This is a genomic window from Microcoleus sp. bin48.metabat.b7b8b9.023, assembly GCF_013299185.1.
In the GTDB taxonomy this organism is placed as follows: domain Bacteria; phylum Cyanobacteriota; class Cyanobacteriia; order Cyanobacteriales; family Microcoleaceae; genus Microcoleus.
Map to the genome: position 1 here is coordinate 49526 of NZ_JAAFKG010000030.1, position 19573 is coordinate 69098.

General features: G+C 44.5%; 23 protein-coding genes. 8 read left to right on the forward strand and 15 right to left on the reverse strand.

Annotated elements, in window-relative coordinates; translation table 11 throughout:
* Positions 1-438 precede the first annotated feature (438 nt).
* The 4 genes from QZW82_RS17745 to rsmH all read right to left on the reverse strand — a co-directional run bounded on the left by QZW82_RS17745 (position 439) and on the right by rsmH (position 4565).
* Positions 439-861: an anti-sigma regulatory factor gene (locus QZW82_RS17745; protein ID WP_293150468.1), complete on the reverse strand. Its 423-nt coding sequence runs from the start codon at positions 859-861 to the stop codon at positions 439-441.
* A gap of 753 nt (positions 862-1614) precedes the next feature.
* Positions 1615-1803: a hypothetical protein gene (locus QZW82_RS17750; RefSeq protein ID WP_293150471.1), complete on the reverse strand. Its 189-nt coding sequence runs from the start codon at positions 1801-1803 to the stop codon at positions 1615-1617.
* Entirely contained in the window at positions 1769-3442 is a 1674-nt protein-coding gene (locus QZW82_RS17755) for a SpoIIE family protein phosphatase (RefSeq protein ID WP_293150474.1), read from the reverse strand. Before QZW82_RS17755 ends, QZW82_RS17750 begins: the two co-directional genes overlap by 35 nt.
* 220 nt (positions 3443-3662) lie before the next feature.
* Complete coding sequence (gene rsmH, locus QZW82_RS17760; protein WP_293150477.1) at positions 3663-4565, reverse strand: 16S rRNA (cytosine(1402)-N(4))-methyltransferase RsmH; 903 nt, start codon at positions 4563-4565, stop codon at positions 3663-3665.
* 58 nt (positions 4566-4623) lie between these two features.
* On the opposite strand from rsmH, the gene QZW82_RS17765 reads away from it, so the two are divergent.
* On the forward strand, positions 4624-5808 hold the full coding sequence (locus tag QZW82_RS17765; protein ID WP_293150480.1) for an NAD(P)H-quinone oxidoreductase subunit H: 1185 nt from the start codon (positions 4624-4626) through the stop codon (positions 5806-5808).
* Positions 5809-6016: 208 nt separating this feature from the next.
* Here QZW82_RS17765 and QZW82_RS17770 read toward each other — a convergent pair whose 3' ends face one another.
* Positions 6017-6679, reverse strand: coding sequence for a hypothetical protein (locus QZW82_RS17770; protein ID WP_293150483.1), 663 nt, complete (start codon positions 6677-6679; stop codon positions 6017-6019).
* A 247-nt stretch (positions 6680-6926) separates the two neighbouring features.
* On the opposite strand from QZW82_RS17770, the gene QZW82_RS17775 reads away from it, so the two are divergent.
* Positions 6927-8141 carry a class I SAM-dependent methyltransferase gene (locus QZW82_RS17775; protein WP_293150486.1) on the forward strand — a complete coding sequence of 405 codons (1215 nt, stop codon included), beginning with the start codon at positions 6927-6929 and terminating at the stop codon, positions 8139-8141.
* 151 nt (positions 8142-8292) lie between these two features.
* On the opposite strand, the gene QZW82_RS17780 is transcribed toward QZW82_RS17775, so the two are convergent.
* The 5 genes from QZW82_RS17780 to QZW82_RS17800 all read right to left on the reverse strand — a co-directional run bounded on the left by QZW82_RS17780 (position 8293) and on the right by QZW82_RS17800 (position 10623).
* Entirely contained in the window at positions 8293-8898 is a 606-nt protein-coding gene (locus QZW82_RS17780) for a transglutaminase family protein (protein ID WP_293150489.1), read from the reverse strand.
* Positions 8873-9430 carry an O-acetyl-ADP-ribose deacetylase gene (locus QZW82_RS17785; protein WP_293150492.1) on the reverse strand — a complete coding sequence of 186 codons (558 nt, stop codon included), beginning with the start codon at positions 9428-9430 and terminating at the stop codon, positions 8873-8875. The genes QZW82_RS17780 and QZW82_RS17785 overlap by 26 nt, the downstream gene beginning before the upstream one ends.
* A gap of 260 nt (positions 9431-9690) precedes the next feature.
* The gene (locus tag QZW82_RS17790) at positions 9691-9939 is read right to left on the reverse strand and encodes an AbrB/MazE/SpoVT family DNA-binding domain-containing protein (RefSeq protein ID WP_293150495.1); all 249 of its coding nucleotides are present in this window, start codon (positions 9937-9939) and stop codon (positions 9691-9693) included.
* A 262-nt stretch (positions 9940-10201) separates the two neighbouring features.
* The gene (locus QZW82_RS17795) at positions 10202-10372 is read right to left on the reverse strand and encodes a type II toxin-antitoxin system RelE/ParE family toxin (RefSeq protein WP_293150498.1); all 171 of its coding nucleotides are present in this window, start codon (positions 10370-10372) and stop codon (positions 10202-10204) included.
* The gene (locus QZW82_RS17800) at positions 10369-10623 is read right to left on the reverse strand and encodes a hypothetical protein (protein ID WP_293150501.1); all 255 of its coding nucleotides are present in this window, start codon (positions 10621-10623) and stop codon (positions 10369-10371) included. The genes QZW82_RS17795 and QZW82_RS17800 overlap by 4 nt, the downstream gene beginning before the upstream one ends.
* A gap of 382 nt (positions 10624-11005) precedes the next feature.
* Here QZW82_RS17800 and QZW82_RS17805 point away from each other — a divergent pair, with 382 nt between their 5' ends.
* Positions 11006-12559 (forward strand): radical SAM protein, encoded by a 1554-nt coding sequence (locus QZW82_RS17805; RefSeq protein ID WP_293150504.1) that lies wholly within the window; start codon positions 11006-11008, stop codon positions 12557-12559.
* Between the two features lie 93 nt (positions 12560-12652).
* Here QZW82_RS17805 and QZW82_RS17810 read toward each other — a convergent pair whose 3' ends face one another.
* From QZW82_RS17810 to QZW82_RS17820, 3 genes are all read right to left on the reverse strand, one after another.
* Entirely contained in the window at positions 12653-12850 is a 198-nt protein-coding gene (locus tag QZW82_RS17810; protein ID WP_293150507.1) for a hypothetical protein, read from the reverse strand.
* Complete coding sequence (locus QZW82_RS32280) at positions 12847-13062, reverse strand: type II toxin-antitoxin system RelE/ParE family toxin (RefSeq protein ID WP_366665041.1); 216 nt, start codon at positions 13060-13062, stop codon at positions 12847-12849. Before QZW82_RS32280 ends, QZW82_RS17810 begins: the two co-directional genes overlap by 4 nt.
* 127 nt (positions 13063-13189) lie before the next feature.
* On the reverse strand, positions 13190-13495 hold the full coding sequence (locus tag QZW82_RS17820; protein ID WP_293150510.1) for a hypothetical protein: 306 nt from the start codon (positions 13493-13495) through the stop codon (positions 13190-13192).
* Between the two features lie 232 nt (positions 13496-13727).
* Here QZW82_RS17820 and QZW82_RS17825 point away from each other — a divergent pair, with 232 nt between their 5' ends.
* The gene (locus QZW82_RS17825; RefSeq protein WP_293150513.1) at positions 13728-14444 is read left to right on the forward strand and encodes an aspartate/glutamate racemase family protein; all 717 of its coding nucleotides are present in this window, start codon (positions 13728-13730) and stop codon (positions 14442-14444) included.
* 88 nt (positions 14445-14532) lie between these two features.
* Here QZW82_RS17825 and QZW82_RS17830 read toward each other — a convergent pair whose 3' ends face one another.
* Positions 14533-14922 carry a hypothetical protein gene (locus tag QZW82_RS17830; protein ID WP_293150516.1) on the reverse strand — a complete coding sequence of 130 codons (390 nt, stop codon included), beginning with the start codon at positions 14920-14922 and terminating at the stop codon, positions 14533-14535.
* Positions 14919-15488, reverse strand: coding sequence for a hypothetical protein (locus QZW82_RS17835; protein WP_293150519.1), 570 nt, complete (start codon positions 15486-15488; stop codon positions 14919-14921). Before QZW82_RS17835 ends, QZW82_RS17830 begins: the two co-directional genes overlap by 4 nt.
* 326 nt (positions 15489-15814) lie before the next feature.
* Between QZW82_RS17835 and QZW82_RS17840 the strand changes: the two genes are divergently transcribed.
* From QZW82_RS17840 to QZW82_RS17855, 4 genes are read left to right on the forward strand one after another with little or no spacing between them, the layout of a single operon-like run.
* Complete coding sequence (locus QZW82_RS17840; protein ID WP_293150522.1) at positions 15815-16669, forward strand: toll/interleukin-1 receptor domain-containing protein; 855 nt, start codon at positions 15815-15817, stop codon at positions 16667-16669.
* A gap of 13 nt (positions 16670-16682) precedes the next feature.
* On the forward strand, positions 16683-17531 hold the full coding sequence (locus QZW82_RS17845) for a toll/interleukin-1 receptor domain-containing protein (protein WP_293150525.1): 849 nt from the start codon (positions 16683-16685) through the stop codon (positions 17529-17531).
* A 29-nt stretch (positions 17532-17560) separates the two neighbouring features.
* Positions 17561-19060 (forward strand): TIR domain-containing protein, encoded by a 1500-nt coding sequence (locus tag QZW82_RS17850; protein WP_293150528.1) that lies wholly within the window; start codon positions 17561-17563, stop codon positions 19058-19060.
* Between the two features lie 10 nt (positions 19061-19070).
* Positions 19071-19568 (forward strand): hypothetical protein, encoded by a 498-nt coding sequence (locus QZW82_RS17855; RefSeq protein WP_293150531.1) that lies wholly within the window; start codon positions 19071-19073, stop codon positions 19566-19568.
* Positions 19569-19573: the final 5 nt, after the last annotated feature.

Genomic DNA, 19573 nt, shown 5'->3' on the forward strand with positions numbered 1-19573 from the left:
AGAGCAACCGCAGCCGACAGCTAAAACGTTGTTATGTTATACGATTTATAAAAAGTATTGGTACATAATTGTTGGGGATGAGTAAAACGAGGAGTTGTTTGCTTAACTCGCGATAGAGGTGCGTCGCTACTCGAAAAGTCGCTTTTCTTTACGGATTTTTAATAGCGACGCACCCTACAGCTACTGTTGCTTGTTTCTTCTTAATTCTTTCTTCTTCCTTCGGCTCTACAATCTTAGAGTCTGGTTAGAGAGGGACGAGATTGCAAGAAAAAGTGGCTGTCACCGCACGGTGCGACAGACAACCACTAGAATCAAAAACATTGTCAATCACTAATGACTAATGACTAATGACTAATGACTAAACGGTGCGACAGACAACCACTAGAATCAAAAACATTGTCAATCACTAATGACTAATGACTAATGACTAATGACTAATTAAGATTTTTCCGGCAAACTCGCTTCCAACTTCAGACAGTTACGACCGTCTAATTGCAAAGTGTAGTCCACCCGATCCATAAGTCGGCTCATAATCAGCCAGCCATAGCCACTTTCTTGTTTAGCTTCCGGCCTCGGGGGACTGTAAGTATCCATTTCGTAACCTTTACCGTAATCCCAAATTTCTAAACCAATATCCCGATTTTTTAAATTCAAGCGAATTAAAACTGGCAGATTGGGTTGATCTTTGTGAGCATGGCGGATCACGTTAGAATAGGCTTCTGCTAACACCAAGCGCAAACGATTCGACTGACGCGGCCAATCGACGTGCTCTCCTAGCTCAACTTCCAAACTGCTCAGCAACCAATTTTCAACTATTGTTAAAAACCGCAAGTCGCTTGGCACATGAAGCTCAGTATTCATAAAAAAATCCCGTAAGTTTGAAAACCCTGTGTCTTCAGACCAGGTTTGACACTCAAGCGGGCTAAAGCCGCTGAGATTCTACTGACAGAATTAGACAAAGGGTGTGACCTAAATCTAATCTCGTTACGACCGTCAAGCGCCGTCTACTTAGTCACTCATCGTCAAGCGATAGTTACTAGCTAATGATTGTTGTTTCTAATGCTTTCAGAATCCATCACGCTTGCCAAGACGCGGTACGCTCGACATCCTGCCATTATTAGCTCTTTTTGTGTTGCCTCTCACTCTTGCGTACTAAGTTGCAGGGATTTCTCCGATACTAGGATGTTTCAACACGTAGATGTTTTTGTTCTTACTCACAATCTAAATTGTATCATACTACGAAGAACACGGGGACTAAAGTCCTCCGCGTCGCTTTCCTAGGAAGGACTAAAGTCTCTGAGTTTCCCGCATCCCGTATTAGTTTTATGAAACATGACGCACCAAATTTATCTGGCGTTAATATTTGCCACTACATAGAGGATACTCAATAGCGGGCGATCGATGCAATAGACTTTTTTGAAAGCGTCGATCGCAAAGCATCAGTTAAAAGTTAGGCATTGACCCGCCCAAAAACGGATACCGTGCCACCTACTTCAGTCGTGGAGAGATCCAAATTTTAGAGGAAAGTTCAAGCTCCCAGATTCAATGCGAGAGTCAAATCTAAAATCTAAAATCTAAAATCTAAAATCTAAAATCGACTGACGTGCTAGTTCTCTAACTTTTGCCGTTAGCGAAGCCCGCCCCTACGGGGGCTACGCCAACGAAGACGATCGCCCGCGTTCTCTGTATTAATCTGTAGGCCCTCAACTGACGGCTGGAGTTTTTGAGACCCAAAGCCCCCGACTCTTCGTCGGCATGACTGACAGATTCAGAGAACCTCCAGAGAGAGTATGGTTTGGTCATCTTCCTGAACGGGATTGTCAGCTCGGATGTAAGCCAACAAATTGTCCAAGTTGAAGGAACCAGGCTCTTGAATCAAAAGTTGCCAAAGCCCTTCTTGTTGTAGCATAGAACGGGTTTCTTCGCCCCCTGCGACCGCCTTAGTGGTCACGCTAGCTTCAGTAATCCCGTCACTTGTCAGCAGAAATACATCTCCTGACTTTAATTCGATCGCACCAGCTTTACCTTTCCAGACTGGCAATATCCCCAAGGGAATACCGCGAGCTTTGAGGAAATTCGGCTCTGCTGGTGTTCCACCGCTAGCTGCTTGAGCTTTCACCTCTGAGTTAGACCAAACGATGGGATAAATGTGACCGGCATTAGCAAAAGCCAGGTGTCCCGTTGACGGAGTGTAACGAGCTACAACCATGGTAATAAAATGGTTGTTGCCGATCAGATCGTCAGCCATACTGCTGTTCATATTCTGCATCACTCTCTCGGGTTCGGGAGAAACTTCTTGAGAAAGTTCGCGCCGCATCACCGAAATCGCGCTAGCCATAAATAGAGCAGCCGGAACACCCTTACCGGAAACATCTCCCACAGCTATCCAAATATCCCCTTGAGAGTGGACGTAGACCTCAAAAAAGTCACCGCCAACTTCCCGCGCGGGATAGCAACAAGCTTGCACCCTGACAGTTTCAAAATCCGGCCAACTTTGGCGCAACAAGTTTGTTTGGATTTGGCGGGCCACCTCCAACTCGTTTTGCATCTGATTGGCTAAATCCAGAGTGCGCTGATAGAGCTTAGCTTGAGACAGGGCGAGAGCAGCTTGAGCTGCTACACCTTCTATTAACTCTATCTCTTCTCCCGACCAAGGGTTAGTGCCACCTTGCTGACACAGGGCTAGTACCGCCAGCAAGTCTTGCTGATAAGTTAGGGGCACAGCAATCTCAACCGAGTTACCGTCAGCCCCACTGTTGGCGCTGACTTGAGTTTGGCGGCTGGCTACGGCTTGAACCAGCAAATTTTCATCAAAAGAAAAGCTGCTAGGTTCGGCGTTTTGGGCTTGGTAGGGAAAGGTACTGGGTAATAGTCGATCGACCTCTACCGGCCGCAGCATACAATAGTTGGCCTCAAAAGTTTGACCTACGGTTTGAACAATAGTTTGTACCATACTAGAGTAATCTAGCGACCCGCGAATCACGCTCATCACCTCATTAAACAGAGATTCCTTACGTAAAGCGCGACGCAGTGCAACGCTGCGCTGCTTGTAGTATTTGTAAGTTTCTGACGCTTGATTGATAACTGATTTCAGTTCTTCAGGATTCCACGGTTTGGTGATGTATTTGAAAACTTGACCTGCATTAATTGCCTCTACCAAGTCTTCAACATCGGTATATCCCGTCAGCAGAATCCGAATTGTATCCGGAAAACGTTCGACTGTTTTCCCCAAGAACTCGGTACCATTCATTTCTGGCATCCGCTGGTCAGATATAATCACCGCCATCTCGCCCTGTTCGTCTAGAACTTCCAGGGCGCTGAGGGCGCTATCTGCTTTGTAAACCTGAAAATCGCGTCGAAACGTCCGGTACAGCAAATCCAAGTTGTCGGGTTCGTCATCGACTACCATTAGTTTCAGTTTGCTTCCATCTCCCCGACTCATGCTATTCCCTACTCCTGGGCGAATTAATCAGGTCTAAAACTAGCTTGTCAAGTACCCTTGGCGGATTCAGCGGAGCCGAATCTGCGTGAGGGGTTTGGGTTTCATAGGTCAGTGCCATGACGCGTGATACTACAAGGAAGTTCGGAACTTGCATCCGGTCGCGGCCTTGCCAGACCTCGCCGCCTTTGAGAGCTCGTCCTTTATTCCGCTTACTGCCGAATCAAGTTAATTTTTCTGCCAGTCTGAGCTTAGCAGAACGAGAGCGGGGATTTCTAGCTAGTTCGTCGGATTGGGGGACGATCGGCTTTTTTGTCAGTACCTGCAAACACTCTGTTGCTCTCAACTGGTGCTTGACCGGCCTGTCTTCGAGACTGTGAAAAGTAATAATTCCCATTCTCCCACCGGGTTTTAACCATTTAGGCGCTTGGCTGAGGAAAGTATCTAAAGACGCAAGTTCGGAGTTGACAGCTATCCTTAAAGCTTGGAAAGTGCGGGTGGCGGGATGGATTCTACCGTTGCGCTGCTTGGGTGGGAAGGTAGACGCGATCGCGCCTGCGAGCTCTGTAGTCGTTTCAAAAGGACGCGATTGCACAATCCGTCTCGCGATGCGCCGAGACAGTCGTTCCTCGCCGTACTTGTAAATAATATCTGCTAGTTTAACTTCTTCCCAGTGATTGATAATCTCTTCTGCGGTCAAAGATTGCTGCTGGTTCATACGCATATCTAATTTAGCGGCGTGGCGAAAACTAAAGCCTCGTTCCGGTGTATCGAACTGAGCAGAGCTAACGCCCAAGTCTGCTATAATACCATCAAATTTGGCATCAGAAGACTGATATTGGGCAAAATTGCCGTGCCAAAACTCGACGGGCGAGTTAGCAAACCGGGCCCCGCAAAAACGGATGGCTTCTTCATCGCGATCGATCGCCACCACCGTCACATCAGGGGCGGCCGCCAAAATCAAACTCGTGTGTCCGCCGCCCCCAAGCGTCGCATCCAAATAGCGCCCGCCGGCACGCACAGCTAAACCCGTAATTAATTCATTACCTAAAACTGGAACGTGATAGGTGTCAGCGCAGACATCCGATCCAGGGGTGTCCTTCTCAGAGAGCTCGATATCCTTCATAATCAATAAAAGTGAAACAAAAATCAACAATAGTCAGTAATCATTAAGTCATTTAATTATGTCAAGAATCGAGACTAGAACCGAACCAATGGTGCTCAACATGGGCCCGCACCACCCATCCATGCACGGCGTACTGAGGTTAATTGTCACCCTAGACGGCGAAGACGTAGTAGACTGCGAGCCTGTTTTGGGCTATCTACACCGCGGCATGGAAAAAATTGCCGAAAACCGCACCAACGTGATGTACGTCCCCTACGTGAGCCGCTGGGACTACGCTGCGGGGATGTTTAACGAAGCAGTCACAGTCAATGCACCGGAAAAGTTAGCGAATATAGCTGTCCCCAAACGGGCGAGTTACATTCGGGTAATCATGCTGGAGTTGAACCGGATTGCTAACCACTTGATGTGGGTAGGGCCATTTTTGGCAGACGTGGGCGCGCAAACTCCCTTTTTCTACACTATGCGCGATCGCGAACCAATTCTCGACTTGTGGGAAGCAGCCACCGGCTACCGCATGGTAAACAACAACTACTTCCGCATCGGCGGAGTCGCAGCAGATTTACCCTACGGTTGGGTAGACAAGTGCGAAGATTTCTGCGATTACTTCGTTCCTAAAATTGACGAATACGAACGCTTAATCACCAACAATCCGATCTTCCGCCGCCGGATTGAAGGACTGGGTACAATTTCCCGCGCCGAAGCGATTAACTGGGGACTATCCGGGCCGATGTTGCGGGGTTCCGGCGTAAATTGGGATTTGCGGAAAGTTGACCATTACGAATGTTACGACGACTTCGACTGGGAAGTTTGCACCGAAGCTGCGGGCGATTGTTTAGCCCGCTACTTAGTCCGAATTCGTGAGATGCGCGAGTCAGTTAAAATCCTCTATCAAGCTTTGAAAGCACTCCCCGGCGGCCCTTACGAAAACTTAGAAGCCAAGCGCTTAGAAAGCGGGCCAAAATCTGAGTGGAACAGTTTCGACTATCAGTTTATTGGCAAAAAAGTAGCGCCAACTTTCAAGATTCCTAAGGGCGAACATTACGTGCGTGTTGAAAGCGGCAAGGGTGAGTTGGGAATCTATATTATCGGCGATGACAGCGTGTTTCCTTGGCGCTGGAAGATTCGCGCTGCGGATTTCAATAATTTGCAGATTTTGCCCCACATCGTGCGCGGTGTAAAGATTGCGGACTTGGTGGCGATTCTGGGCAGTATTGATATTATCATGGGTTCTGTCGATCGCTAGATGAAAAAAGGGCGTTAGCGAAGCCCTCGAAGAGGATCGTATTTTTGGGCTATTTGCTAAAAAGTGCGAGATCCCTTTTTTTGAATCATATACAGTCCTGGGCGCATAATACCAAAGAAACCGGGTTTTTTACTTCAACTGTCGGCTACAACGAAAGATTTCGTAAAAACCCGGTTTCTGATTACCCATGAGTCTGGGACTGTATATATTAACAGTAACGAAAATCTACCTCGGTTCCGCACTGCGTGCAAGTACCCTCAGAACAATCATCAGATCCTCCTGACCAGTCAAAGTTTGTGCCTTTGCAGTACGGACAATACTTAGTTAAAGATAAAATTTCAGTGGGGACGCACTTCCATCTGGGTAAAGTAACAGCTACCTCTGACTCTAGGGAAGTAAATGTATTGACAGGTAAACGATGTACTTGATTGACTAATTCATTGACTTTTGTAATTAATTCATTAACATTTTCGACCCACAAGTAGCCACAGCGGACAGCACGACTGATTAAAATATTTCTTTTTTCTTCAATAAATATTTGATTTCCGTTGGGGTCGATCGCCCTACATTCCCACCCTGCAAATAGAAGAACTTCTTGTGAGTAATTCGCTATCAAACCTGGAATGTTATTGAGTTGTGGTTCAGCAAGACAAGCGATCCATAGATCCCAGTCAACTCTTTTGCATCTTTGTGAAGAAATACAATTTTTCAACAAATTATCAAAAGCGATTATATCCTTGTCTACGCCTCTGTGACCTAAGTAAATACCACGTCTTTTTGTATCTGCTAAATTAAAGATGCCTAGATAATGCGGCAATAATAAGTGGCTCGATTTTTTAAACTCTTCTAAACAAGATTCGGGTGGTATCATAAAGAAGTTTTATATTTAAAAGCTAAGGCTAGCTTATCACAGCGATAGAAAATTGCCAATCTCAAATCTCAATTTTGCGATCGGCTGCAAAATGATATAATAAATTTTGAAAAACAGAGATGTTATAGAATGAATGCCAAATTTATGAACATCAAAATTTCTCTCTTTTCTCTTCCTCTGCGCCCTCTGCGCCCTCTGCGGTAAAAAAATCTTTATTTCATAAATAAAATAACATCAACTATAAACTATGACAGTGCAGCAATTAGATATTAACGACAGCAACCCGGAACTCTGCGCTTTAATCAGCGAAAGAATTGCCGCAAGTCCCCAGCAGCGCATTACCTTTGCGGAATATATGGATTTGGCACTATATCACCCGCAGTATGGTTATTATAATGGCGATCGCCCGAACATCGGCAAACAAGGAGATTTTATCACCTCCCCTCATTGGAGTGCAGATTTTGCTGAAGTTTTGGGCGAGCAATTTGTGGAAATGTGGCAAATTCTCGGCAAACCTCATCCTTTTACTATAGTAGAAATGGGTGCGGGGCGGGGAACCTTTGCCACACATTTACTGCAATACCTACAACGACAATATCCCGATTTATTTAAAATTTTAGAATACATTATTGTTGAAATATCTCCTGTACAGCAAGCGGTGCAGCAGCAAAACTTAGCTGAATTCAAAATAGTAAAGTGGTGCAAGTGGGATGAAATAGCTAATAACTCGATTGTCGGCTGCTTCTTTTCTAACGAGTTAGTAGATGCTTTTCCAGTTCATCAATTTATCGTCGAACAAGGGCAACTTCGGGAAATTTACGTTACCGCAAACGAAGAAAAAAACGAACAATCTGGGACTAAGTTTATTGAAGTAGTAGGCGAACTTTCAAATCCTAAGATTGCCGAATATTTTGATTTAGTAGGAATTGATTTATCGGCGAGTGTCTATGCGGATGGTTATCGCAGTGAAGTTAATTTAGCAGCTTTAGAGTGGATAAAAACAGTTGCAGAAAAATTGCAGCGCGGTTATTTGTTAACAATTGATTACGGTCATCCGGCGCACCGCTATTACAATCCGAGACGCACAGAGGGAACGCTGCAATGTTATTATCGCCACCGCTATCACAGCAATCCTTATATTAATGTGGGGTGGCAAGATTTAACTGCCCATGCTGATTTTACGGCGCTGGAAAAACAAGGTGAATTGTGCGGCTTGGAGATGATGGGTTTTACTCAGCAGGCTTGGTTTTTGATGGTGTTGGGTGTGGGCGATAGAATTGCTTCTCTATCTGCAAATGATGCACAAGTATTGGATTTGGCAACATTTTTACGCAGGCGGGAAGCGCTGTATCAATTGATCGATCAGATGGGTTTGGGGGGGTTTGGGGTTTTGGTGCAGTGTAAGGGGCTGAGTGAGGAGGAGAAAGGGGAAAAGATTAAAGGCTTGAAAGTGCCAGATTAGTTATTTAGATTAGTTTTTTCAGTTGATATTTGGACTTAATTTGGTTCCAAAAATCTTGATTTACAGTCAACTAATAGAGTAAGAGGGCTGAAGCCCAACAACGTACCTCATCTTTCTGAGAATTGATATAATTTTACTTCCTGAGTTATTTCTAGTGGATCGCAAGACCGTATTTATGTGCGGACTCTAGAGAAACGTCTGGAAGGTTGAGCAGCAGTTCATCCCATGTAATGTGATTTTGTAAAGCCTCTACAACTACTCGCAGCGGCTCAGATAAAATGGTTTGAAAGTCTGCTTCTTCAGGAAACTGAATTTTAAATGCTAATTGCTCTTGAGGAGGTGTGAATTGAGCATTAACATTGTCGCGATTTCCTCTTGCATCAACGCGATACCAGCCTACTTTGGGTAAGTAAATGGCATTGAAACCGTGCAAGGTGTAGGGCGCACCTTTGTCATCAAAGCTCAATCTTTGGTAGCAAAAACCTGCGGGAATGTTGTTAGCCCTCAGCAATGCTGCTAATAAGTGACTTTTCGCAAAGCAATAACCTGTTTTGTGCTCCAGTACGTCTGATGCTCGACAGGTGACGGGATTCATCTGATAGTCGTAGCTGTGGCGAATTTCGTCTCGAACCCACTCAAAACTAGATTGGGCGATCGCCTCTGATGTATGATGTTGTGATGCTATCTTGTTCGCGAGTGCTAAAATTGCGGGATGATCGCGATCGATAATGTCAGTCGCTGCTAAATAGGTTTTCATTTCTGGAATCATTTTTCTGATAGCCTTTATGCCTGAGAATTGCTACAATCTTCTCATAAACCTGATGATTCTCCCAATCGAAGCAGCAAAAAGTTATGTTTTGAGGAGCGCCGTTTTTTTGGATTTGTTCGTAGCAGATTTTGACTGCAATCTCACCTGCTAAATCCTTGGGATATTTGTAAATGCCGGTGCTAATGCAAGGAAATGCGATACTCTCGAACTTTTGCTCGATCGCGATTTCCATGCACTTGCGGTAACATTGGGCTAAGAGTTGGGGTTCTCCGCAGCCACCTCCTTGCCATACGGGGCCTACGGTGTGGATTATGAAGCGCGCAGGTAAGCGATATCCTTTTGTGAGTTTAGCATCCCCGGTTTTGCATCCTCGGAGCGATCGACATTCGTCTAGAAGTTTCGGGCCTGCTGCTTTGTGGATTGCGCCATCTACTCCACCACCTCCCAGCAAACTGGTATTTGCAGCATTGACGATCGCATCTACTTTCAGTTGTGTGATGTTGCCTAAAATAATTTGCATAAAAATAATTCAGCTTTAAAAGCCCATACATATAATGATACAGATGGAGTGAGTGCGATCGCCACGAAATGAACAATTTGCGATCGCATCAAATCCCAGATTCAGTACAAGCTAGATTCAAATCATCAATCAACCCCAATTGTTCGGCCCAGTCTGTTAAGTAACCCTGCTCCAAATGCTCAGCTTGGACTTTCATAATTCCCAAAACATCAGTCCATCGAAATTGAGACGAATGAAATGACCTCGTTCGGGGATGTAGTTTACCAAACTTCTTCTCCTTCTGGTTTTCCCCAAGAGATTTCTTCGCTGGGTTCTATTTCGCCTGTTAATAGTTCATCTAGGGTATATTTGGAAATTTTCTGATTGACAGGTTCTATGACCATTTTTCCATTTTCTATACTGCAAATTACGGAATCATCTGCTTTCAGATTGAACAATTTTACAATATAGTCCGGTATTGGCAAAGCTAAGGAATTACCCAAGTTGCTGAGGTGTATTTTTGCTGTCATACATTTGCGATTTTAATGCTCAGGTTTATCTATTATAACCGCTAGATAAGGTTGGGCGCGATCGCGCGCAGGGGTTTAGAAACCGGGTTTCTTCGGAAAATCTCGTGGGGAGGCGTCAATTGTCGCAGAAACCCGGTTTCTTGGATTTCGCGGGGGGACTCAGAAACGGGGTTTCTTCACAAACCTAGTCAACGATTAAAGTTCAGACAAGTAGAAAATCAGGTAATCATCGATCGGAAAACTCCGTACATTTTCCATTAACTCATCCCGATTGCGTCCCAGAAGGAGGAAACTGCGAGAGGGTTTGACACTTATTGTTAATTCTGTTGAGAAAGCTTTCTGCTGCATCAAAACCGCTGCGATCGGCAATATAGTCCATAATGTTTTCTATATCCCGACTTGCCGGAACTGTAAATCTACAAATCTGATTCATCTATCTGCTTGCGTGCGACGTTGTTGCAGCTTTAAGCGCAAACTCCGAAACATATCTTCAGCATTAATTACTTCACCTCGATCGGCCGCATCCATTCCCAGACGAATTTCTTGCTGGAGTTCTTTGAATCGTCCTTTATAGATATCTTCCCATTTATCGGACTGCAAGAGTTTGATGAAAGCTAAGACTTCTTGTTGCTGATCTGGCGATAAGACCTTGACATTTTCCAAAATAGCTTGTTCGACGGTCATAATTATCTGTTTCCTTTTGATTGCTATTTGTACAATCGAGTAACAAGATTATATCAAACGGGTGGCTCAACAGCAATTCGGGGGTGAGTTCAATTGCGATCGGTTGTGGATCGCTCAATTAAATCGCAAATAACTTCCAGGTAGCGTCGCAACTGCTACAGTATTTCCCAACAGATCGAAAAACTAAATGATTAAGAAAATAGTCAATTTGACTCATCTCATCTAGATTAATCTATTTTTATGCTATCGTGTGATTTGATTAAAGAGTAGCTCACCGACTTGTGCTACCGTCTAGGGGTTGCGATTGGCTTCCCTGGTGTCGCAGGCGATCGCGAGCCGGAAAAAATCCCATCCTCTTATCCCACATTCCCAATCCTCCATTATGATAGCTAAAAACTCTCCCACAATTGGACTGATTGAACCTCCAGCAACGGGACTCTATGATGCAGAAGGTAAAAATTGGACTTCCTTATACAGACATCGTTCCTTAATCAGCAAGCAAGTTTTGATTCCTGACTTGCAAGCTGGGGGATTTGATGCCCGATTGGTCAACCTCAGAGACGACAATTATAGTGAAGAATTTGGGGAAATTGTCTGGAAAGGGATGACCCTGCGGAAAACTTACGTTGGGGGCAAAATTGCTGCCCTAGATCCCCATGCCTTCGATGCTTGGGGCATTACAGTGAATTTCTCCCAAGACCGTCAAGTCACTTGTATGGTGATTGAGCATCTGGCTAAGGGAGGTCGTCCCATTGTCGTTGGTGGGTCGGATGCTTTCGCTGAACCGCACCACTACTTGAAGGCTGGCGCAGCAGCAGTCGTTCAGGATAAATCTGGGGCAGCGAATTGGGCTATTTTTGACTATGTACTGGGAAAAACCCCACGAGAAGAACTCACGGGTGTCATTCTCGCAGATGGTAGACAGTATCCCAGGAAGGCTAAAGCCAAAAGTCCAGAGGAGTGGGCACTACCATCGGTGGAAGTGGCGCGGGAGTGTTTAGGGACACTGCCCAATGTCCAGGGAACTGTTCCAGTAGGTTCGTTGGTAGCTGACATTGGTTGCGATCGCACCTGCGATTTTTGCATGACACCTACCTACGGCACTGGCTTTCGGAGAATGTCTCCTGAAACATCCCTCAAATGGTTGGCGATTCAAAAAGAAGCGGGGGCTCGATCGATCAATATCGGTTCCGATCAATTCCTCGCCCGCGGACTCTTTCCTGAGGGGCGACAAGAAATCCTCGACATTACCAATGGTGCGCGGGAGATGGGAATAACTCTCATGTGGCCCAATGGTTTAGAACTGAGGAAAACAACTCTGGGCGCTGGGCGTAACTACGAAAGCAGCGACCTCAGACCTGACGAAGAACTGATTGAAGCACTCTTTGGCTGGGACGGCAAAGTCGGTTGTCCTTTGGCTTATATCCCTGCCGAACGTCCCGTTTTTGGACGAGAAGCTTACAAGAAGCTCCTTCCTTGGCAAGAGCATTGTACCTTGATGAAATCTGTGGTCAGAACTGGTGTACCTGTCATTGCTTATGGCATCATTATCGGGCTACCCGATGATGACCATGAGGACTTGTTACTTCTTGAGGAAGCCATCTCAGAACTGGTGGATGAACTGGTAAAGATTAACCCGCAATTGGAATTTCAGACTTCGTGCTACAGCATTATTCCCTTGCCCGGAACTCCGCAATCTTATGACTTACGGAAATCAGGAATGCTACAGTTTGAAGACCCCTGTCTTTGGGGGGTATGGACAACGACTTCCAACACTAAGCACCTTACCTACGAGGAGGTTTCCGATTGGCAAATTCGTCTATCTAATATTCGGAGATCTCCGTCTGAATTTACCAACTATAACGGCGAATATTCAGCGATGGTTAGTGACGCTTCCTCCGACGACTCAAAGGTTGTGTTGGCGAATTTGAACTAAACACCGCTCGTGGGAGATTACATCGGCGAATTTGCGAGCGAGGATGCAGAAAATGAAGAGGAATATGAGGTATAATCAATGCCTTTTTGACGCTTAGCAGAACGCTCGATTTCCCAATGTACAAGCGATCGCCCCAAACCCGGTTTCTCGGATGGTGTAGCGGGTTTCAGAAACCGGGTTTCTGTGACAATTCAAATTGCGGGCGATCGCAAATAACTTCCAGGTAGCGTCGCAACTGCCTTCAGGAAGGTTGCACAGCAAGATGACATCTGAAAAAAGTTGCTCGTTCATAATTCTTCTGATTCGGGAAATTGTTGCTCGTATTGGCCGAGAATTTCTCGAACTGTTTCGGCTGCGATATCTGATATGTCTGATTTAGAATAGATAGTCACCAAAACGATCGAATCGCTAGTTTTGAGGTAATAAATAGCACGGTAGCCAGCGCTTTTGCCTTTTTGAATATCGCTGTTCTTAATTCTGACTTTGAAAATTTCGTACTCCATTACCGGAATGCGATCGCCCGGAAGTTCCCCCGCTTGAAGTTGTTCGATTACAGGCTAAATGTCGTTGCTAATGTTGCGATAGCGTTTGCCTAAACTTCGCAAGTCTCTTTGAAATCGGGGGGTGAGTTCAATTGCGATCGGTTGCGGATAAATTGTCATCGATTCCGTCCCACATTTGAGACAAGGGGAGAGTTTGTCCGGTAATTGCCTCATGAAAACCTTGCTTAAGCCCTTCGAGGACTGTTTCAGTGGGGTCATCATCGCGATCGATGTCAGTGTCTTGACGAATTTCTTGTTGCAGTTCTTTGAAGCGTCCTTTATAGATATCTTCCCATTTATCGGACTGCAAGAATTTGATGAAAGCTAAGACTTCTTGTTGTTGGTCTGGCGATAAGACCTTCACATTTTCCAAAATGGCTTGTTCGACGGTCATAATTATCCCTTTTTTTTGATTGTTATTCTACAATCTAGTAACAACATTATATCAAACGGGTGGGGCAACAGCAATTCGGGGGTGAGTTCAATTGCGATCGGTTGCGATCGCTCAATTAAATCGCAAATAACTTCCAGGTAGCGTCGCAACAGCTACAGTGTTTCCCTTGACCTTAAGTTGCGGTAATCTAGAATGATTGTAGTCGATCGTTTTAGTCATTTGAGGAGCCACCATGAAAACAATTGGGCTAATTGGGGGAATGAGTTGGGAATCTTCTATTGAGTATTACCGCATTATTAACGAGGTCACCAAGAGCAAGCTTGGGGGATTGCATTCTGCTAAAAGCGTGATGTACTCAGTTGACTTTGCAGAAATCGAGGCTTTGCAACATCAAAGTCGTTGGCAAGAAGCAGCAGGTTTGATGGTTGCAGCAGCACAAAGCCTTGAACGGGCAGGAGCTGATTTTATCGTTCTCTGTACTAACACAATGCATAAACTTGCGGATGAGATTGAGGCAAATATTCAAGTTCCGTTTCTCCATATTGCGGATGCGACGGCTGAGAAGATTCAGTCCAGTGGCATTCAAAAGATCGGCTTGTTGGGTACTCGTTTTACGATGGAGGAGGATTTTTATCGAGGGCGACTGGTAGATAAACATGGGCTAGAGGTGCTCATTCCAAATGATGATGAACGAGAGGTGGTACATCGAGTCATTTATGAAGAACTGTGTCTTGGAATTATTAATCCAGAATCTAGAAAGCAATATATCAAGATTATGAATAGCTTAGTTGAATCCGGTGCAGAAGGCATTATTTTAGGCTGCACAGAGATTGAGTTACTAATTCATACTGGAGATGCTACGGTTGGATTGTTTCCGACAACGAGGATTCATGCAGAAGCGGCAGTAGAAAAAGCAACAACTGCCGTACTTATTTGCGATCGCAAATAACTTCCAGGTAGCGTCGCAACTGCTACAGTGTTTCCCAACAGATCGAAAAACTCAACGCTATAACCTGTTTCTAGTCCTTCAACGAGTGCTATTGATTTACCAGTCCTCGCAGTTCCTTAATGTCGATGTGGATTCCTTGACGTTTCAGATATTGGCTCAAGTTAATCTGGATGAATAAATCTTTGAGTTCTTCAGCAATCTCTGCCGGGGGATTGCCAGATAACGCAGTTGCAATTAGACGTTCTGCTATTCGTAATTCGCCACATTCGATCGCTAAAGATGCTGCGCTGCGGTGAAGCACAGAACGAGTGGGTTCAGCATCAAGCTGGCTAGCGATTAAGGCTGCGGCCTGAGTTTCTTGTTCAAAGGCTTGGCGCGTGAATTGTGCAGCCAACTCCAACGTACCTCTTAAGCGGGCGACTGCCGCTGCTTCGGCTAAATCCATTGCTTGTTTGTGGAGCGATTGAATCTGACTCATTGGAGTACGGTTCCTTCAGGATTTTGCTTGGCACTAATAATAGAAATCGGTCGGCTAAACTCTACTACAATGATATACGCTGGCAAGCCTTGTGCGTCTGAGGTGCGGGTTTGTTCAGTTTTCAGCTTGACTCTAGTATTGATTTGACCTTGAGTGCCTTTGCGAATTCCAGAAACCTCTAGCCGAGCCATTCGCTCAAATGGCAGTGTCGTAGCTGAATTTTGACTTCCCAACCAATAGTCAAATCCTGTTCCTTTACGAGAACGTTCAATTACTGTGAGATTTGTTAATTGCAGAATTAACAGGAATGCGATTCCATAAGCAGCCTGCTCGGTAGTATATTCTTCGTCATTCCAACATCGTCGGGTTTGCTCGGTGACTGGCTGCCAATCTAACTTGAATGTGGCAGAAAATTCTCCTTCAACTTTAAGTGTTACTCCTGGTTGGTGAGCTTCATCTGTTAGGCAAATCGCACCTGCTTCTGCGATCGCGGCTCCAAAGGCAGGTGTAATCGCAGGGAGTCCCTGGCTAAGGCTTTGTAAGTTTAAGATTTGAATCTGGCTCAAAGCGGCAGTGCTCTATGGAAACTAGATATTCAATTTTACTCTGTGTTGCGACAATTTGAGTCGATCGGCACTATTCTAGGAAAACGAGTTTTTACCGCGACCGAAGGCTTTAACGTGTTATTTCGCAAAAAATCCGGTCTCTGCATGGCAATTTTTTCCGTCAAACCAGTATAATAAGGTCTACCCATCGTTTTCGTTATTTCGGCCGGGGCACAGGATACTTTAATGGTTTTAGCCGACTTTTACAGTTCATGACTGTGAGAAGTGCTATATTTACTGATGTTTATAGCTCTGTACCTAAATTTATAGCAGTTACCAAGACAATAATGACTAATCAACCAGATTTTGATGTCTTCTTAGCTCACAATAGCCAGGATAAGCCTCAAGTTAGAGCGATCGCGAATAAACTGAAGCGGCGGGGTCTAAAAGTGTGGCTAGACGAAGAGCAAATTCTGCCAGGAACAGCATTTCAGGATGTAATCCAACAGGCCCTTCAAAATGTTAGGTGTGCGGCTATCTTTATTGGTCTAGGGGGGTTGGGAAAGTGGCAAATCCTAGAATCGCGGTCACTACTCACTCGCTTTGTGGATGCAGACATACCCGTAATTCCTGTTTTGTTGCCTGGAGTTGAGGGAATTCCCGAGCATTTGCTCTTCCTCCAAGAACTAAATTATGTGAAGTTTGAGAAGGGCATAGATGATTTTGAAGCGTTAGACAAATTGGAGTCGGGCATTAGGCAACAACCGGTAAAAAGCCTACTCAAAAATTCTAGACACTTCGATATTTTTTTGTGTTACAACGACGAAGACCGCAACGAAGTAAAGCAAATTGCAGAACAACTCAAGGAAAGGCAGATTCGACCTTGGCTCGATATATGGGAAGTCCGGACTGGCACTTCCTGGCAACGATTACTGGAAACTCAGATAGCCAAAATAAACTCAGTGGCTGTTTTTATTGGTAAAAACGGTGGTCCGTGGCAAAAAGAGGGAATAGAGTCTTTTATCTGGGAATTTATTGAAATAGGTCGTCCTGTCATCCTTATTCTTCTCCCAACTATTCAGCAAGAGCCAAATTTTCCCATTTATCTAAAGCGCAAAATTAGGGTTGATTTTCGTCAACAAGACCTTGACCCGATCGCCCAGTTGATCGATGGCATTCCCGAGCTAAATGATGAGTCATAGGAGAAGTCTTTTAATGGTCAACCAACAGTATTTTGATGTCTTTTTTACCTACAACTCCCCGGATGAGATCCAGGTCTTAAACGTTGCTAACAAACTTAGAGAGTTGGGTCTGAATCCGTGGGTCAAAGCAGAACAAATACAACCAGGAACCTGCTATCAAGATGTAATCCAACAAGCTATACAAAGTATTAATTGCGCCGCTATATTTCTTGGTTCGGGAGAAATGCTAGAGTTCGCCCTGATCCAATCAAAGGTACACATGAGTGAAACCGTAGAACGAGGTAAAAAAATAATTCCTGTGTTGCTACCAGGGGTTGACAAAATTCCAAAGCATATGCTTTTTTTACAGCAAGTAGGCTTTGTAGATTTTGCTAACGGGATTGACGATCGTAAAGCAATAAAAGATTTAGTATGGGCTATTACTAACCAAAAACCAGACAAGTCCACTGAACAAGAAACTGAACAAAATTTCGATGTCTTGCTTTGCTATAATCAGGAAGACCAATTTACTGTCAAAAATATTGCCAACCAATTAAAGCAAAAACAGATTCGACCTTGGCTAGATATCTGGGAGGTTCCCGGAGGTGTGAAATCTTATGAGCAACTAGAGAAAGATATAGAGCGAATCAGGTCAGTAGCTTTTTTGATCGGTAGCAATGGATGTCCCTGGCAAAAAGATCCATTAATATCTGTTATAGAGGAATTTTTTGAGCGAGATGTTCGTCTCATCCCAGTAATACTCAAAAATGTACCGCCCGAACCTAAACTCCCAATATACCTCAAACGCAAAAGATCGGTTGATTTTCGACATGAAGAATCGGAGCCATTAAAGGAGTTGATCTGGGCTATTCGTAATTCGTAAACTGAAAGAGTAATAGGAGAAATCCTCATATGGTTAGACAACGTGAATTTGATGTCTTCTTGGCTCATAATAGTCAGGATAAACCCCTAGTTAGAGGTATTGCAAATGAACTTAAGCAGCGTGATATAAAGCCGTGGCTAGATGAGGAACAAATTCCACCAGGGCGTTCTTTTCAGGAAGTAATTCAACAGGCAGTTCCTAATGTTAGTTCTGCTGCGATATTCATCGGAGTCGCTGGATTGGGAAATTGGCAGGCTATGGAACTTCGGATACTCATTAGCCAATGTGTTGAAGCAGATATCCCTGTAATTCCTGTCTTGTTACCAGGGGTTGAGACAATCCCAGAGCCTTTAATCTTCCTCAAACAACTAAATTGGGTGCGCTTTAACACCGAAATGGATGATAATGCACTAGATAATTTAGAGTGGGGTATTACTGGGCGTAAGCGTAAGCGTAAGCCTAAATTTGATGTGTTCTTGGCTCATAATAGCAAGGATAAACCGCTAGTTAGAGCGATTGCAAATGAACTTAAGCAGCGCGATCTAAAGCCGTGGCTAGATGAGGATCAAATTCCACCAGGGCGTTCTTTTCAGGAAGTAATTCAACAGGCAGTTCCTAATGTTAGTTCTGCTGCGATATTCATCGGAGTCGCTGGATTGGGAAATTGGCAGGCTATGGAACTTCGGATACTCATTAGCCAATGTGTTGAAGCAGATATCCCTGTAATTCCTGTCTTGTTACCAGGGGTTGAGACAATCCCAGAGCCTTTAATCTTCCTCAAACAACTAAATTGGGTGCGCTTTAACACCGAAATGGATGATAATGCACTAGATAATTTAGAGTGGGGCATTACTGGACGTAAGCCAGACCCAACCAGTCGAATTGAGCAAAAATATAGCGAACTCTCAGTACGTCTAGCTCTTTTACTAGAAGCCGGAAGATGGCGAGAAGCTAACGAAGAAACTAGAAAGATAATTCTCAAGGTAGCTGGTCAAGAAAAAGAAGGCTATCTAACCGATGAAAAAATCCAACAATTTCCCAGTCAATTTCTCCGCCACATAGACATACTTTGGAATGGCTACAGCAGTGGTAAATTTGGCTTTAACATCCAGAAGCGTATTATGAGAGAGTCGAAAAAAGACCCCAAAGTTTTTGGACAGCGCGTAGGGTGGTGCAAAGAAGACGGTTGGATTTCTGCTAGCCAAGTAATTTATAGTGTTGATGCTCCTGAAGGACATCTTCCTTGGGGAACGATCGAAACTATTACGATGGATAATGCTGGTTTGACTGCGATTGTAGACACTATCAGGTGGGGAACAAAAGGATTAGCTAAACAAGACTGGCAGAGGCAGCTCATCGTAGATTTTGTCGATTTTATGAATACGGTGACAGGAGATAAAAGTGATAAGGAACAAATGAAAAGAAATTTAGAATATGAATTATCTCATGAGAAAGCTTGGTGGGAAGGAGAAAGACTAGCAGAAATTCAAATTAATAAGCTGTTTTCTTTCCTGATCAATTTTTCATGACTTTAACTAAATGCCAAAACAAGACCCAGCCAAATTGAAAAAAGTATCTGTCAACCTTCCCTTCGGCATCGGCGGCGCAGAATGGGAAGCCGATGCAACCGAACGAAAAGCAGCATGGGCGCTTTACGTGGAACTGGTAACTCGCATTACTGTAGAATCGCTTCAATCCGACCAAGGACTGTTGCGGGAAGCTCTAAATTCGCTCTACAAAATGTTTGAGATTACCCGTCAAATCCTCAGAGAAGCTGGCCCCGATGTCGGCATTTCCCATAACTCTGTTGGCGGAATTGCTATTGCTGTACTCAATCAAGGTTTGCGTCCATTTCTGTCTAAATGGCATCCTTTACTACAGGCATGGGAGGCACAGTGTCTCCCCAATACTAGCCCTAAAGAACATGAAAAAAACTGGTCGCAGGAGCCTCAGTTGCGTCAAGAATTGCGATTACTCAGTGAACAATTAGATGAATATGTTAAAGCCTTGGCACAAATTGTAGGAGTAAAAAAATAATTTTT

Excerpts from the sequence above, each read along its gene's own strand:
- QZW82_RS17745 (WP_293150468.1), bottom strand. The coding sequence starts at position 861 with ATGAATACTGAGCTTCATGTGCCAAGCGACTTGCGGTTTTTAACAATA.
- QZW82_RS17750 (WP_293150471.1), bottom strand. The coding sequence starts at position 1,803 with ATGACCAAACCATACTCTCTCTGGAGGTTCTCTGAATCTGTCAGTCAT.
- QZW82_RS17755 (WP_293150474.1), bottom strand. The coding sequence starts at position 3,442 with ATGAGTCGGGGAGATGGAAGCAAACTGAAACTAATGGTAGTCGATGAC.
- rsmH (WP_293150477.1), bottom strand. The coding sequence starts at position 4,565 with ATGAAGGATATCGAGCTCTCTGAGAAGGACACCCCTGGATCGGATGTC.
- QZW82_RS17765 (WP_293150480.1), top strand. The coding sequence starts at position 4,624 with ATGTCAAGAATCGAGACTAGAACCGAACCAATGGTGCTCAACATGGGC.
- QZW82_RS17770 (WP_293150483.1), bottom strand. The coding sequence starts at position 6,679 with ATGATACCACCCGAATCTTGTTTAGAAGAGTTTAAAAAATCGAGCCAC.
- QZW82_RS17775 (WP_293150486.1), top strand. The coding sequence starts at position 6,927 with ATGACAGTGCAGCAATTAGATATTAACGACAGCAACCCGGAACTCTGC.
- QZW82_RS17780 (WP_293150489.1), bottom strand. The coding sequence starts at position 8,898 with ATGAAAACCTATTTAGCAGCGACTGACATTATCGATCGCGATCATCCC.
- QZW82_RS17785 (WP_293150492.1), bottom strand. The coding sequence starts at position 9,430 with ATGCAAATTATTTTAGGCAACATCACACAACTGAAAGTAGATGCGATC.
- QZW82_RS17790 (WP_293150495.1), bottom strand. The coding sequence starts at position 9,939 with ATGACAGCAAAAATACACCTCAGCAACTTGGGTAATTCCTTAGCTTTG.
- QZW82_RS17795 (WP_293150498.1), bottom strand. The coding sequence starts at position 10,372 with ATGAATCAGATTTGTAGATTTACAGTTCCGGCAAGTCGGGATATAGAA.
- QZW82_RS17800 (WP_293150501.1), bottom strand. The coding sequence starts at position 10,623 with ATGACCGTCGAACAAGCTATTTTGGAAAATGTCAAGGTCTTATCGCCA.
- QZW82_RS17805 (WP_293150504.1), top strand. The coding sequence starts at position 11,006 with ATGATAGCTAAAAACTCTCCCACAATTGGACTGATTGAACCTCCAGCA.
- QZW82_RS17810 (WP_293150507.1), bottom strand. The coding sequence starts at position 12,850 with ATGAACGAGCAACTTTTTTCAGATGTCATCTTGCTGTGCAACCTTCCT.
- QZW82_RS32280 (WP_366665041.1), bottom strand. The coding sequence starts at position 13,062 with ATGGAGTACGAAATTTTCAAAGTCAGAATTAAGAACAGCGATATTCAA.
- QZW82_RS17820 (WP_293150510.1), bottom strand. The coding sequence starts at position 13,495 with ATGACCGTCGAACAAGCCATTTTGGAAAATGTGAAGGTCTTATCGCCA.
- QZW82_RS17825 (WP_293150513.1), top strand. The coding sequence starts at position 13,728 with ATGAAAACAATTGGGCTAATTGGGGGAATGAGTTGGGAATCTTCTATT.
- QZW82_RS17830 (WP_293150516.1), bottom strand. The coding sequence starts at position 14,922 with ATGAGTCAGATTCAATCGCTCCACAAACAAGCAATGGATTTAGCCGAA.
- QZW82_RS17840 (WP_293150522.1), top strand. The coding sequence starts at position 15,815 with ATGACTAATCAACCAGATTTTGATGTCTTCTTAGCTCACAATAGCCAG.
- QZW82_RS17845 (WP_293150525.1), top strand. The coding sequence starts at position 16,683 with ATGGTCAACCAACAGTATTTTGATGTCTTTTTTACCTACAACTCCCCG.
- QZW82_RS17850 (WP_293150528.1), top strand. The coding sequence starts at position 17,561 with ATGGTTAGACAACGTGAATTTGATGTCTTCTTGGCTCATAATAGTCAG.
- QZW82_RS17855 (WP_293150531.1), top strand. The coding sequence starts at position 19,071 with ATGCCAAAACAAGACCCAGCCAAATTGAAAAAAGTATCTGTCAACCTT.